Origin of the sequence: Sphingobacterium sp. 18053 (genome assembly GCF_902706145.1) — a bacterium.
Classification (GTDB): Bacteria; Bacteroidota; Bacteroidia; order Sphingobacteriales; family Sphingobacteriaceae; genus Sphingobacterium; species Sphingobacterium paramultivorum.
Map to the genome: position 1 here is coordinate 81068 of NZ_CACSJW010000002.1, position 14235 is coordinate 95302.

Below are 14235 nucleotides of genomic sequence, written 5' to 3' on the forward strand. Positions count from 1 at the left end.
TATAAAAAAGTCCTAATATGATTGCTATCTTAATCGAATTGTGTTATAAATAGTCTTAAAATCACGATTATAATTATGCGGCCCTGCTAGTACATCGACCTTTAATCCCGCATTACGAAACATTTTCACGAGATCTTCTTCGCCCTCTTTACAAAAGACATAAGTCGAAGGGAATTGCTTTAGCTTCAAGACTTCAGCTAGTACTTCGTAGCCATTGGGCTTCTGTTTCCAGTTAAGCATAGTCGATACGGTCACCTCGAAACTCGCATACTGATCGGGCGACAAATAAGTAACATGCCGGATTGACTTTTTCAACGGATCCGAGAAATTATTCAGAACAAAAGGTAATACTCCGGCAGAAAATGAATGTCCTATCAAATAAATTTGATCGCAGTCCCATTCTTTCCTGAAATGGTCAATATATCGTTCGAATTCCCTTCCCGCTTCTTGCGGAGTTTTCTTTTTCCAGAAATATTTTTTTGCATCGATGACCAAACGAGGATATCCATCGAGTGAGAAGTAAGATAACAGGCTTTTACTAAAATCATTATAACCACCATCGCCCGTAATAAATACAAGCATTGTTTTTTGTTTGTTATTGGTATCTTTAAGTGGAATAACGTAATTTGGCAGTACTTCCGCCTGTATTGGTCTTAGGGCCAAACATAACCAGAAAAATAGAAATAGCAATAATCTATCTGCTTTATAATGTGCAGTGTTCATGTGTATATATTATGTGTAAATATTTGCTTTGAATAATAACAATGTCTTTGACCACCTGGAACGATTCATCAATAAATACGCTTTGAAATCCTAAGGCACTATTTACTGGTTCTAATGTCCTTTATTGGAATAGATTTGCGCACACCTTCCATCACATAAAAAAAGCCAAGGGCATTATTCGAAATATTACCTTCAACATTGGCAGGTACTGCAGACAATAATCCTTTCCATTCTGTCTCCTGAAATAGATTATAAATAAAACGGGAGTAACGTGGCGATTCAGAAAACTTAGATACGATTAAACTGTCCTTCAACGAAACTTCATAGTTGTATGTCTTCCCAAGTAAGTTATTCAGTACATTGGGTGCCCCCAAACGATAACTGTAGCTAAAAGGAGAGCGAAAAGAAGAAATATTATCTTCAGAAAAATCCTTTTGCGGCATAATAAGCCATTTATTGGAGGTTCGCATCCCGAAGAGATGTTTATTAACCTTTACCGTCCACTTGTTGTTCAAATTACTTTTTTCAACCGGTAGAAAGGCATTTTCAATAGGTACCACAGGTATCAATTGATCTTGTGCTTCATACAATTTCCCATTCAAAGTGATCGTAAGCTGAAATACATTTCCTACCGTGTCCCTCAGATTGAACAGCTCACCATAATAAAGCCCCTCACCCAAATCATTGAATTCAATCATATTGGAACCATTGGTTACACGTACCGTGGCTCCACTAATCCCGATAGTCCCTGAATTAGACTTTAGCCCATCCAATTTCTTTAATTGGATATACTGCTCTTTGTACATCGTATTAATCCCGCCTTCAACAATCATATCGTACGATTGTCCTTCGTCTACAGCTGATTTCTGGCAAGAAACCGCTAGGAAACAAGTAACTATAATCAATAAGAATCTCATATCAATCAAAATCTCATTGTGTAACTAATTGAGGGAACTCGCCCAGAAAATGACGTTTTCTGAATAGCTAAATTCCCATTGCTATCTTCGGAGAAACTATAATAAAGTGGATTGCGCTGATCAAATACATTATATAATCCAAAATTCAAGGTATGTCTTCTTCCTCGCTCTCGCTGCCTTACCGTTTCCAAATCTACCGAGCAATTTAGATCAAACCGACTAAATGTAGGCATACGATGGGAATTACGGCTTGAATACACCGGAACATATATACCCTCATATTCCATAAATCCTATTGGATAGGTTAAAGGCCTTCCCGTATGAATTGTATAAAAAGCATTGAGATGCACCGACCTCCCCAAATCATAGGACAAGTTGCTCTTAAGCACATGTGGAATATCGAAATTAGCCGCATACTCTTTTCCTTTATTGATGCCATTGATCTTACGAAAAGATCTCGACCAGCTATAGAAAACACTGCCCGTAAACTCACCGATACGCTGATTTACAGATAATTCTAACCCATAAGCATGCCCCTTTCCTTGGCGCAGCTGTGTTTCGATAAACGGGTTGAGTATCAGTTGCGCATGATCGATCAATTCGACCTGATTGCCCATCTTCTTCCAATACCCTTCCAATCCAATATTTCCATGATACAATAATCTGTTGATACGAAAAGAAATAGCATCAACATATTGTGGTTTAATATTTAATCCCGCCGGCACCCAAGCTTCCAATGAGGAAAAAGCAAGTTCATCATTCTGTAATAACTGCAAATATTGATAACTCCGATTATAAGCCAGTCTGAAAGCATAGTCATTGCCCATTTTATACTGCAAAGACAGGCGTGGCTCTAAACCATAATACGACTTTTTCTTGTCGGCATCGTTCGACAACGGCTTATACGAGCTGCCCTCCAATAAATAATAGCGTCCAAAGGAGGCATTAAAAAAGGCATTCGCACGTATTCCCGCAACAATCCGGAAGGCTGAATCGATCTTCCAATTAAAAGAAACATACCCCGTATAATCATAAGCTTGCGCCCTAAAAATATTATCTTCCGTATTTGAATTTATCGGTGATATCTCCCCGGGATTAAAACGATGTAGGGTTCCCTGAAGACCAAAATCCAAGGTGCGGTCTAATCCCATAAAATACGTAAAATCGGATTTCAAACTAAAGTCACGTATCCGTGTCAACCAGATTTGATTGTCACTCGATTCGGGTTTACTGACATCCAATTTATTATGATAATCACTGAATATAGCCGAAAGGTTCATAAACAACCGGTCACTATGCACATGGTTCCATCGCAAAGTAGAAGTCCAGTTACCCCAACGATTGGTATTCCTATTCGGAGAAATAACTTTATCCTGCCCATAGTACCCCGAAAGGTAAACCCGATTTTTCTCGTCAAATGTATAGTTGAACTTCACGTTATAGTCACTGTACTTACCTTTGACATTAAATAAGCGATAATCCGTATTAAAAGCATTTAATATACTTCCCCGTGCAGTGGCAATGAAAGCACCTTTTCCCTTTTTTATAAATGGCCCCTCAGCACCAACCCGAGCAATCAATAGACTTGACCCACCAAAAACATGAAAAGCATTGGCATCGCCGTCTCTGGTACTCATATCCATGATGGAAGAAAGACGCCCCCCTAGATTTGCAGGGATAGCATCCTTATAAAGCTGCGTATTCTTCAAAATGTCCGAATTAAACACAGAGGTTAAACCGAATAGATGCGATGGATTATAAACAACAGCTTCATCAAGCAAGATAAGATTCTGGTCTTTACCGCTCCCCCTTACGAAAAGATTGCTGCCGCCTTCTGTTAATCCGTTAATCCCATTTTGCATCTGTAATACCTTCATGATATCAGCCTCACCTTTATAAAAGGCATTTCTTCGTGCTTGGGTCCAATTGACCTTATCTGTGAAACTTCCCATGTGCTGCGCTGTGAAGGAAGAATCAACATTAACCACCACCTCACTCAAATTAAAATCCACTGGAGCGAGCTTAATGACCAGGTAATTATTTTCTAACTCAGCATTTAATGAGACCAACCTTGTCTTATAGCCCAGATAACTTACATAACAACTGTATTCGCCCCGTGGTAATGTCAGTGAGTAAAACCCATATTTATTACTTAAACTACTTTTACCCTTCTCCGCGATCAACAAGGTGGCACCAATTAGGTTTTCGCCACTTAAACTGTCCACAACACGCCCCTTAACGGTAAAAGTTTTATCTTCTTCATAGAAGATCAGCGCCCTATTGATCATTGTAAATCCAACATTGGAATCTTTCAGCAAATAATTTAGAACCTCTTCCAGACTGGATTTGTCAAACGATCGACTATAAATAATCTTTTTATTAAAGACCTGCTCGTCATAAGACATGGATATATCGTATGTTTTATGAATTTCAGCAAGTATCTGAAGAATCTGTTTGTTATGTGTGTCAATTGAGATCCGTAATTCGGCAGGGGAGTTCTGTCCCATGGCTTTCGGACACATCGCTATAACCAACCAGCAGAAAAAGAGCAAACGATACAGAATCCTATCTTTCATATCAGCAAAGCGAAGAGTCTATTCGTAGATACTATATCCTTTTTTACCGGCTTTCCACTTCACATTTAAGGTTTTGGAAAGAATCTGAACAATCTCGTTGAGCGTTTGCCCATCAAAGTACATGCTTAGCTTGCGTGCTTTTAAACTATCTCCAACGACAGTTATATTCGCCCGAAAATGCTTTTCTAGATCTGTACAGATACTATCCAACCGAACATTTGAGTAGCTCAACTTTTGTGCAACATCAGTATCATTATCTGCCAACAGATCAATTTTAGATAAAGACGCTGTTTGTCTTTTATACAGTCCCTTTTGATTTTTCTGTAAAACAAGTTCTTTTGCATGATCTCCTTTTCCACTGCTCAAGGCTACACTTCCCTCCTTAACAAGGACTTCGACATCATCTTCCAGTAAATTGACTTCAAAGGTAGTGCCGATATCACGCACATAATTATGTTCAAGATCAACCACAAAGGAGTTTCCTGTTTGATGTTTGACATCGAATAGCGCTTTTCCCTTTTTGAGCTCAACAGTTCTTTGCTGTGGAAATGTCCTTTTGTTGAACATCGCCTCGGCTCCGGCCTGTAGTATCATGATCGAACCATCGGGAAGTACAGTAGGCTGCTGTGTTACCGATCCGTATAATCGGACTTCATACCCCATCCAACGGTCAAAGTTCAGGTAACCGGCAAAACCGACCACGAACAATACGGCTGCAGCCACAAATTTCATCCAGGGTTTCCAGATTGCTCGTACAGGCGTCTCGATCTCCGCTTCTTGTTGATCCCCTGTTTTATCCAACTGATTTTTAAATTTTTCCCATTGGCTACTGGAATCTACCTTTTTATAGCATTCCAGTGCTATAAGGTCATCAGCTATACTTCTAACTTCATGGTATAGCTCGTGGTTCGCTACATCCTCCGAAATCCAACGCCCAAGCAACACTCCTTCCCTTTCGGAAATAGTCCCATCCAGCTCTTTCTGAATCAAGTCATAAGGAATAAATCTTGAAGTATTGTTTTCTTCCATAACTATAAGATAATAAACTGGACAAAAAGTCCCAATGAAAAAAATAAAAAGCCGATTAAAAGCAACAGAAAAGTTTTTTGCTTGGCCAATGCGACCCGAATTTTATCGTAAGCAATGGTCAAATGATTTTTAACCGTTTTTATTGAAATTCCCAATTGATCCGCGATTTCTTGTTGTTTCATCTTATCGTACTTACTCATAAGAACGATTTTTCGGCACTGCGGCGGCAGCCCTTCCAGTATACTTTCGATCATCAACAACTTGGATTCGTAAAGTGCGGCGCGATCAATTTCATCTTCATCATCCGTCAGATCCAGTTCTTTGCTATAATCGTTATTCCGTTCCAATAAACGTTGATTCTTTTTAAGGTAGGTGAGCGAAAGGTTGATAACACTGCGTGATAGGTAAGCTCCCAGTGATTGACTAATGGCCAATTTGCCCGCATTTTCCCATAACATCATAAATACGTCGTTGGTGAGCTCCTCAGCGATTGTCTCCTCTCGCACATACCGAAAAGACAAGATATACAATTTACGGAAATGGCTCTTATAGATAGCTTCAAAAGCATTTCTATCTTTTTGGACTATCTTCTTAAACAGGTCAACGTCATTTGACATAGGACTTCGGTAAAGCTAATAATAAACGTATGTAAAAATAATCAAATTTCATGGAGATTTTATGCATCTAGTTAATTTACAACTCGATGAGTCACCAAAATCATTTAACGCAAAAACAAACAACAACGCTACGAAATTAAGTGATTTTTAAATAAATTTTCTATTTTTACGCAAAATCAAAAAACATGTTAAAAAACCACTTTTTTATAAGTATAATTTTATTTATTTTCACTTCATGTGCCAAAGAAAATTATCCTGAACAACCAGAGGTAATAAAACCAGAAGAGGAATCTCTTACAACAAGATTAACCAAAAACATGGATGTCTGGACTGACAATAGGGTGATAAATGTATTTGAAGAAGGTGAAATCCGCGTTTATGATAAAGAAGAGCATACGGATCATTACACTTTTTTCCAATTGGATAAAGAGGTTGTCGATTCAATTGTATGGCATATTGATGATATTATGCATTACAGTTCAGGCGTTAATCCTTTTCGTACCATGACCGGTGTCACATTTGACAAACCTGGGGAATATAAATTTAACTTATTGGTTTACAAAGACAATAAGGTAGTCAAAAAAGCAGATCTTACAATCAGAGCCGTTCCCGGAAAAAATTTTTTTAATGTCAATTGGGAAAATCCACCTAGCAGCAGCATTGTAGGGCAATCTTACTCCTACAAAGGTTATCGCGTTGATCAAACTTATGTAAAGAAACAATATCCCTATAGTACTGTAGATTTTTATTATGAAAATAAACCAGCAAAATTAGCACTAGAAAAAGAATATTTACTAGAAGTGGCAAGTAAAACCTTTAGTAGCCCTTCACTTTCTGCAGGGAATAATGGGCAAGCTGAACTAGATGATAGGTATAATATGCTTTTCAAAAATAGGTTTAACGCCACTACATTAGCAATCTGGGAAAACCGATCCACCGCTGTAGCCTTAATAGGTTATCCAAAAGATAATGTTGAACATTATATGATTATCGGAGAGCCTAAATATTAAAACATATTTTTAATATTCAGAAAAACAGAAGGATTTTAACCCGCTAGTTTTAACTGCTATTTTTATAGTTTTCATAAAAGCCTCAAATTTAATTTTACACTAATGAAATCATTTTTTTTATTGACTGTAACCGGTCTTTTCTTTATTTCCTGCAAAAAAGATCAACCTGAAATTATGCCTGATAACAATACAAAAGAACAACTGATGTTGAGCGACAGTATTTCATATACAATTAACGGCGTAAAATATACTTCTAATGATCGATTTGCCACTGGCTTCAGTAATAAGCAAATTAACATAAAACCATATAGTCAGGAATTGCCCAATAGACATTTTGCCTATAGCAGCGGTAACACCTGGTGGTATGGCGAAAAAGATTCTTTGCTCGTTGAATATAATTATGAATTTTTAGGCGAAGCGCTTGTCAGGATTGGTTTTACTAAAAAATACAACATTGCGAAATTGCAAGAAGGACCAACAGTGTATCAACCTATCAATGGATTTCAATTAACAAGAGGACCACAGCAATTTATGACAGATTATGGACGTGAAAATAAAACTTCAGGAGTATTTTTAAGTATTTCTCCAAAATCTGAAGAAGCTATGTTTTCGTATATTCCCAATCGGTCCATGACAAGACCGGCCCAATTGAATAACAATATCCAAGATGATGCTAAGTTCACGATTTTAAAATTTGAAAAGCTCGACGGAGGATTTTATTTACTGGAAGCCGAGTTTGAACTCAATGGATATACTGAAAAGAATAAAAAACACCGTATAAAAGACGGTTTTGTTCGATTAGTAAGCCAATTTAAACGCTTTTAATGTAAAGAATCTGCATCAACTAGCATTGTTTTACAAGGCAATACGAGTTGATGCAGATTTTCACTACCTTCGTCTTATGGCGAATCAATTGCAATTTGAAAATTCACCCTACCTTAAACAGCACGCACACAATCCAGTAGAGTGGATGCCCTGGGGACCGGAAGCTTTAAAAAAGGCAAAAGACGAAAATAAACTGATCATCGTAAGCATTGGCTACTCTGCTTGCCATTGGTGCCATGTAATGGAGCGTGAAAGTTTTGAAAACTCAGCAATCGCCCAAACCATGAATAGGTTTTTCGTACCGATCAAAATCGACCGTGAAGAACGCCCCGATATTGATCAAGTGTATATGCTTGCTGTGCAACTAATGACCAATGCCGGGGGCTGGCCATTGAATTGTATCTGCCTGCCAGATGGGAGACCTATTTACGGTGGTACTTATTTCAAACCGCACGACTGGCAAAATATCTTATTGCAAATTGCACAAATGTGGGCGGAGAAACCCGACGTCGCATTTGACTATGCAGAAAAACTAAACAATGGTATTCAAAGGGCCGAGAAACTTCCCATCCACCCTATTCCAGAGCAATACACGATCGACAACTTAAATGAAATTGTTGCCCCTTGGACCGAGATGTTCGATAAAAAAGAAGGTGGTTATCAAAAAGCACCGAAATTTCCGCTACCAAACAACTGGTTATTTTTGCTAAAATATGGTGTGCTTGCCAACGATCAGGAACTATTGGATCATGTTCACTTTACGTTGAAAAAGATCGGATCGGGTGGTATATATGACCAGATCGGCGGTGGCTTTGCGCGCTATTCTGTCGATCATTATTGGCATATTCCTCATTTCGAAAAAATGCTCTACGACAACGGACAATTACTATCGCTATATGCCGAAGCCTTTCAACAAAGCCGCGATCCATTCTATAAGCGGATTATCGAAGAAACGGTTGTCTGGGCCGAACGGAAAATGCTTGCGCCGAACCATGGCTTTTATAGTGCTTTAGACGCAGATAGTGAAGGTATTGAAGGAAAATACTATTCCTTCTCCAAAGTTGAATTTAACGAGGTACTGGGGAACGATGCCGCCCTGCTCGGGCAATATTTTAACATCACCGAAGCTGGCAACTGGGAAGAAGAAAAAACCAATATTCCTATTTGCGCCATAAATGCAGACCAGTTAGCAACAAAGGTCAATATGTCAGCTGACGAATGGGCAGATTTTTTAAAAATTTCAAAGAAAAAATTATACGACTATCGGGAAAAACGAGAACGTCCAGGGCTCGACCATAAGCAGCTGACCACTTGGAACGCTTTATTTCTAAAAGGACTAATAGATGCTTATCACAGTCTTGGAAACAGCCATTTCCTTGAACTCGCTTTAAACAATGCCCAGTTTATCTGTACGCATCTTATTCAAGACGATCTCCAGTTATTGCACCAACCAAAAGATAACAATAGAGCGATCGCAGGGTTCTTAGATGACTATGCATTCACTATTGAAGCCTTTATTGCATTATATGAGGCGACATTTGAGCTCAATTGGTTAACCAAAGCACGACAGCTAGCCGATAAGGCCATTGCATTGTTTTACGATGGAACACAAAAAACATTCTACTATACATCGTCGGAAGCTGAGGAACTCATCGCACGGAAAAGCGAGATTATGGATAATGTAATACCTTCCTCTTCGTCGACAATGGTTCGTCAATTGAAACGATTAGGTTTGCTTTTTGATGATGAAAATTACATCGCCATTACAGACCAATTGCTGGCGAATGTATTCCCGCAAATCAAGACTTATGGCTCTGCCTATTCAAATTGGGCAATATTATTGCTAGAAGAAATATATGGAATCAATGAAATTGCATTGACGGGGGATAAAGCGATGGCTTTCAAAAATGAACTCGGCAACTATTATATTCCGAATAAAATTGTTCTTGGCGGTACAGAAGAAAATCTTCCATTGCTAGAACATAGAGTCGGAAAGGAGACAAAAGCATATCTTTGTAAAAACAGGACCTGCAGTCTACCACAGGATTCAATACAAGCGTTAATAAATTATATTTAATAAACGGTAGCCTCGGGCTTCCAAAAATCAAAATCAGATGGCTATAAAAGCAAACGACGTCGTAGCATTGACGTACAGACTTCACACAGTAGAAAACGGTGAAAAAGTTTTCGTTGAAGAAACAACTGCAGAACAACCTTTAGATTTCTTATATGGTGTAGGTATGATGTTACCTAAATTTGAAGAAAACATCGCAGACTTAAACGTTGGTGATAAAATTTCATTTGAATTGGCACCGGATGATGCTTACGGTCAAAAAGACGACAGAGCATTCGCGCAATTGCCAGTAGATATGTTCAAAGAAACAGGTTTACCTCCAGTAGGAGAAGTATTGCCTTTACAAGACAACCAAGGAAACCAATTCCGCGCTGTAGTAGCTGAGGTTACTCCAGAAGTAGTTGTTGCTGACTTAAACCACCCAATGGCTGGCAAAACATTAAATTTCGATATCGAAATCTTAACTGTACGTCCTGCTACTGAAGAAGAATTGTCTCACGGACATTCACATGGTGTAGACGGTACGCAAGGTCACTAATCTTGACTCAAGATACAAAAAAACAAAGCCGGGTGTCAAATGACACCCGGCTTTGTTTTTTACCTCTTTAAAAAATCGTATTTTGTTTTTAAACACACAAACGATGCTAACATTTGCAGAAAAAGTAGTTTTATTCAATAAACATCTTCATTATCAAGGAAGTCTTCCCTCAGAATTCAACGTAATTAACCCTTACCTTGATAACCCCGAGACATTGGTTGTGATGGAACAGTTCTACCACAAATATTACAATGATAATCTAACTAGAAAATTCATTATCGGCATTAATCCGAGCAGACACGGGGCGGGTGTAACGGGAGTTCCTTTTACCGATACCAAAAGACTATCCAGTGTATGTGGCATACAAATGCATTCTGCGCATACCCATGAAATATCTTCGGTTTTTATGTACGATATGATTGAAGCTTATGGCGGCCCAGACATCTTCTACAAACAATTTTATATCAATTCGCCATTTCCCCTCGCGATTGTCCGAGAAACAAAACCCAACAACTGGATCAATGCAAACTATTACGACGACAAGCAACTTTTTGACATGGTCCGCCCCTTTATGTTGGATTCCTTAAAACAGCACATTTCCATGAGCTTGGTGACAGAGGAGGTCTTTGTCCTCGGAAAGAAAAATGCAACCTTTCTCGCCAAGATCAACAAGGAAGAAAAGTTGTTTGGAAAAATGACCGTCCTCGACCATCCCCGCTATATTCAACAATATAAATCCAAAGACAAACTAATGTATATTGACAATTATATCCGATTATTAAATAGCTTATAAGATATGGATAAGTATGTTAATTAGCTTATAAGCAGCATCTATTTTGTGAATAAATAGATCATCCATTAAGAGGATATTTGTTTTTATTTATTCTCCGATTGTAAATTCGCCAAGTAGCATCAACGCTGTGTTACGGGTTATTATTTTTCATCAAAAAGTCCGTGTTTTGTACAACTCTTCTTCGACGATGATTCGAATCTTCATCGGGCCTTATTCATACTTACAAGCGGGTAAGAGCATTTTCTGACAGCTTTGCTACAGTCTTATCACCGAGGGTAACTCGGACTCCCCCCTCTCACCACGGACACACCCTTGCCGAGACACGAAGATGTCTCGAAAGAGATATGAAAGGTCCTCGAATCGAACGTTCTTGGTCCATAGCAAATTCATCATAGATCCTTACTTAATAGTCAACCGAAAGTCCTCTGCAAATTTCAAAATGGTCTAGGACTAGCAAGTAGCACTTATTATTGATCCCTAAAAACAAAAAACAGATTTAACCGCATATTGAATGGCTCGTAGGTAATCACGCTCAACTAGGACTTTCAGGACCAACGCAAATATTAATAGATTATGCGAAGAGATTATTAGAAAATATACAACATCGTTAGTCATCTGATCAACGATGTTGTACCAAGTGTGTTCAAAAAGGAGATTTTGTCGCGCGCAGCATTTCACGCTTGCCGGGCGCACCAGGCGCCTTTTCAATAGAGAAGCCCAATGCTTTCATACTGCGCTTGAGATTTCCGGTAATAGCATAAGTCACAAAAACACCATCAGGTTTAACAAACTGCGCGATATGTCCTAAGGCAGCATCATTCCACATCTCAGGCTGATGCACTGCTGCGAAGGCATCAAAATAAACAACGTCAAACAAGCGATCCGATTTGAAATTCATCAATAAGGTATGGTCAATATGAAGCTTTAAGTACTCGTTAATCCGTACGTTTTCCGTCAATGCCTGCTCGTATGCATTCAAATAGCTTGCCCACACAGTCGGATCTACCGTCGCCTCATAGCCCGTTTCAGCAATAGTGGACAAAGGCAAGGGAAATCCTTCTATCCCGACATATTCCACCTGAACGGATTTATCCCTAAGAAAATCAGCTGTTTGCAAAAAATTCAAGCCTGTCCCGAACCCAACCTCTAGGATACCGACGTCGGTTGCCCCTGTTGTTTGTACATAGTGGTCAAGCCCTGTTTTTATAAAAACATGCCTGCTTTCCTGTACTGCACCGTGTTTAGAATGATAACATTCACCTATTTCAGCATTAAACAACGTTTTCGAGCCATCTCCTGTCGTTACAAATTCCATTTTTATACAAATACTTTAAGTTCCAATTTTCACACATTAAGTCTAAACAACTAAACAGTAATCCAAACAAATAGCGCATTCCTTACCCATGACACTTATCACTGCTACTGTCCAAAGATAAAAAAGCCAATTCGAGTATCAAAACCTTCCTGATTTCAACAGCATCAACAGCTGTGAAAGCGGACGGAAACTCTTTTGTAGATCATAAACCGAGCATAGCAAGCTCTTTGATACCTTAATGAAAAGATACAAAGCAATCACCTAGACATTTGCAGAAAAAAGCGGCTTTTTTCTACAAGGTAAAACAAAAATGAACAAACACGCATAAATTCAGCTCGTTTTAATAGACCTATTCGAGAAAAACACTATTTTAGCAATCTAAATACGAAATATTCACAAAACCTAATGAAATATCCAAACCCAACAAGTGCAAGCAATACAACAGCATTGGATATTCTCAATGTGACCAAATACAAAGACAATATAAGCAGTTCTTCCATGCGAATGAACTCCTTTTGAAATAACTAATCATACACCTATGAAATACGCTACAAAAACTTTTGTGCAGAACTACGGCAGTATCTTACTTCTACTCCTTGGGATCAGTATTGGAAGTTTGATCGGCATCTTCTTTCCACATATCGTCAACAATCTTAAACCGATCGGTGACATTTTTCTAAACCTCCTATTTGTCAGCGTTATACCATTGGTGTTTTTTGCCATATCCTCATCTGTTGCCAATATCGATGGCGACAGTGTACTGGGAAGGATCATCGGTATGATGTCGTTCGTATTTGTACTGGGTATTGTCGTCGCCGGACTGTCAAGCATCTGCTTCCTTTACCTCTTTCCAGTAGATGCTCCACTGGCTATTGAACAAACAAACAAGATCATAGAAACAGTTGTTCATGATTCTTGGGGTGAAAAAATGGTCCGCTTTTTAACCGTTAGCGAATTTTCAAGTTTATTATCACGACAAAATATGCTGGCCTTTGTCATCTTTTCGTTCCTCGTTGGCATTGCTACGCGCAAATCAGGGGCATCTGCAGAGACCTTCCGTAAATTTATAAACTCGGGCAATGTTGTGATGGGAAATCTGCTCGTGATGGTCATGAACCTCGCTCCCATTGGTTTGGGAGCATATTTTGCCTATCAGGTTGGAACATTAGGCCCTCAGCTCTTTGGTTTTTATGCTAAACCTATCGGTCTATATTACTTTTTTGGAATCTTCTATTTTTTTACGGTATTCAGTTTATTCACTTTTTTAGCATTCGGGCTAAAGGGTGTCAAACGATATTGGCAAAATAACATATTGCCTTCCTTGACCGCATTGAGCAGCTGCAGTAGCCTCGCCACCATGCCGGCCAACTTACTTGCAGCCAAGCAAATTGGAATCCCGGACAGCGTCGCTAGTGTCGTCATTCCCCTAGGCACGACATTGCACAAGCATGGATCGGCGATCGCCTGTATCTTTAAAATCTATATTGCGCTTTTATTAAGTGGCAAGGAATTTTTTGATCCAGCCAATCTGATTATGGCGGTTGGCATTACTTTACTGGTGAGCATCGTAGCCGGCGGAATTCCTAATGGTGGCTACATCGGAGAAATGCTGATCATATCGGTTTATCAGATGCCAACGGAGGTGATCCCTTCCATTATGATTATAGCAACCCTGGTCGACCCATTGGCAACGATGCTCAATGCCACTGGAGACACCGTAGCCGCTATGCTCACCACCAGATTGATCGGGCAAAAACTGGCCGACCCTATTCCCGAAACCCCAGGTTAAACAAGCTGCAAACGACAAACATTTGAACG

12 protein-coding genes are annotated in these 14235 nt (G+C 39.1%); 6 read left to right on the forward strand and 6 right to left on the reverse strand.

Annotation, left to right across the window (positions count from 1 at the left end; genetic code table 11):
- Window positions 1-24 precede the first annotated feature (24 nt).
- From GVK91_RS04480 to GVK91_RS04500, 5 genes are all read right to left on the reverse strand, one after another.
- Window positions 25-723 (reverse strand): AcvB/VirJ family lysyl-phosphatidylglycerol hydrolase, encoded by a 699-nt coding sequence (locus GVK91_RS04480; protein ID WP_153845680.1) that lies wholly within the window; start codon window positions 721-723, stop codon window positions 25-27.
- A gap of 98 nt (window positions 724-821) precedes the next feature.
- Window positions 822-1640, reverse strand: coding sequence for a DUF4249 family protein (locus tag GVK91_RS04485; protein ID WP_159727229.1), 819 nt, complete (start codon window positions 1638-1640; stop codon window positions 822-824).
- Window positions 1641-1645: 5 nt separating this feature from the next.
- The gene (locus tag GVK91_RS04490; RefSeq protein ID WP_153845682.1) at window positions 1646-4216 is read right to left on the reverse strand and encodes a TonB-dependent receptor; all 2571 of its coding nucleotides are present in this window, start codon (window positions 4214-4216) and stop codon (window positions 1646-1648) included.
- An 18-nt stretch (window positions 4217-4234) separates the two neighbouring features.
- On the reverse strand, window positions 4235-5245 hold the full coding sequence (locus tag GVK91_RS04495) for a FecR family protein (protein ID WP_153845683.1): 1011 nt from the start codon (window positions 5243-5245) through the stop codon (window positions 4235-4237).
- Window positions 5246-5247: 2 nt separating this feature from the next.
- On the reverse strand, window positions 5248-5862 hold the full coding sequence (locus GVK91_RS04500) for an RNA polymerase sigma-70 factor (RefSeq protein ID WP_153845684.1): 615 nt from the start codon (window positions 5860-5862) through the stop codon (window positions 5248-5250).
- A gap of 185 nt (window positions 5863-6047) precedes the next feature.
- Here GVK91_RS04500 and GVK91_RS04505 point away from each other — a divergent pair, with 185 nt between their 5' ends.
- The 5 genes from GVK91_RS04505 to GVK91_RS04525 all read left to right on the forward strand — a co-directional run bounded on the left by GVK91_RS04505 (window position 6048) and on the right by GVK91_RS04525 (window position 11102).
- On the forward strand, window positions 6048-6872 hold the full coding sequence (locus tag GVK91_RS04505) for a hypothetical protein (RefSeq protein WP_153845685.1): 825 nt from the start codon (window positions 6048-6050) through the stop codon (window positions 6870-6872).
- Window positions 6873-6974: 102 nt separating this feature from the next.
- Window positions 6975-7697: a hypothetical protein gene (locus GVK91_RS04510; RefSeq protein WP_153845686.1), complete on the forward strand. Its 723-nt coding sequence runs from the start codon at window positions 6975-6977 to the stop codon at window positions 7695-7697.
- A gap of 76 nt (window positions 7698-7773) precedes the next feature.
- Entirely contained in the window at window positions 7774-9774 is a 2001-nt protein-coding gene (locus GVK91_RS04515) for a thioredoxin domain-containing protein (RefSeq protein WP_153845687.1), read from the forward strand.
- 37 nt (window positions 9775-9811) lie between these two features.
- Window positions 9812-10309, forward strand: a complete 498-nt coding sequence (locus GVK91_RS04520) for a peptidylprolyl isomerase (RefSeq protein WP_046672788.1) — start codon at window positions 9812-9814, stop codon at window positions 10307-10309.
- 103 nt (window positions 10310-10412) lie between these two features.
- A complete protein-coding gene (locus tag GVK91_RS04525; RefSeq protein ID WP_153845688.1) occupies window positions 10413-11102 on the forward strand; it encodes an SMUG2 DNA glycosylase family protein in 690 nt (229 codons plus the stop codon).
- A gap of 643 nt (window positions 11103-11745) precedes the next feature.
- Here GVK91_RS04525 and mnmD read toward each other — a convergent pair.
- Window positions 11746-12417 (reverse strand): tRNA (5-methylaminomethyl-2-thiouridine)(34)-methyltransferase MnmD, encoded by a 672-nt coding sequence (gene mnmD / locus GVK91_RS04530; protein WP_153845689.1) that lies wholly within the window; start codon window positions 12415-12417, stop codon window positions 11746-11748.
- Window positions 12418-12955: 538 nt separating this feature from the next.
- Here mnmD and GVK91_RS04535 point away from each other — a divergent pair.
- Window positions 12956-14206, forward strand: a complete 1251-nt coding sequence (locus tag GVK91_RS04535) for a dicarboxylate/amino acid:cation symporter (RefSeq protein WP_159727231.1) — start codon at window positions 12956-12958, stop codon at window positions 14204-14206.
- The last annotated feature ends 29 nt before the right edge of the window (window positions 14207-14235 follow it).

Bases quoted from the DNA above. Each gene is read 5' to 3' on its own strand.
- GVK91_RS04480 (WP_153845680.1), bottom strand. From the start codon at position 723: ATGAACACTGCACATTATAAAGCAGATAGATTATTGCTATTTCTATTT.
- GVK91_RS04485 (WP_159727229.1), bottom strand. From the start codon at position 1,640: ATGAGATTCTTATTGATTATAGTTACTTGTTTCCTAGCGGTTTCTTGC.
- GVK91_RS04490 (WP_153845682.1), bottom strand. From the start codon at position 4,216: ATGAAAGATAGGATTCTGTATCGTTTGCTCTTTTTCTGCTGGTTGGTT.
- GVK91_RS04495 (WP_153845683.1), bottom strand. From the start codon at position 5,245: ATGGAAGAAAACAATACTTCAAGATTTATTCCTTATGACTTGATTCAG.
- GVK91_RS04500 (WP_153845684.1), bottom strand. From the start codon at position 5,862: ATGTCAAATGACGTTGACCTGTTTAAGAAGATAGTCCAAAAAGATAGA.
- GVK91_RS04505 (WP_153845685.1), top strand. From the start codon at position 6,048: ATGTTAAAAAACCACTTTTTTATAAGTATAATTTTATTTATTTTCACT.
- GVK91_RS04510 (WP_153845686.1), top strand. From the start codon at position 6,975: ATGAAATCATTTTTTTTATTGACTGTAACCGGTCTTTTCTTTATTTCC.
- GVK91_RS04515 (WP_153845687.1), top strand. From the start codon at position 7,774: ATGGCGAATCAATTGCAATTTGAAAATTCACCCTACCTTAAACAGCAC.
- GVK91_RS04520 (WP_046672788.1), top strand. From the start codon at position 9,812: ATGGCTATAAAAGCAAACGACGTCGTAGCATTGACGTACAGACTTCAC.
- GVK91_RS04525 (WP_153845688.1), top strand. From the start codon at position 10,413: ATGCTAACATTTGCAGAAAAAGTAGTTTTATTCAATAAACATCTTCAT.
- mnmD (WP_153845689.1), bottom strand. From the start codon at position 12,417: ATGGAATTTGTAACGACAGGAGATGGCTCGAAAACGTTGTTTAATGCT.
- GVK91_RS04535 (WP_159727231.1), top strand. From the start codon at position 12,956: ATGAAATACGCTACAAAAACTTTTGTGCAGAACTACGGCAGTATCTTA.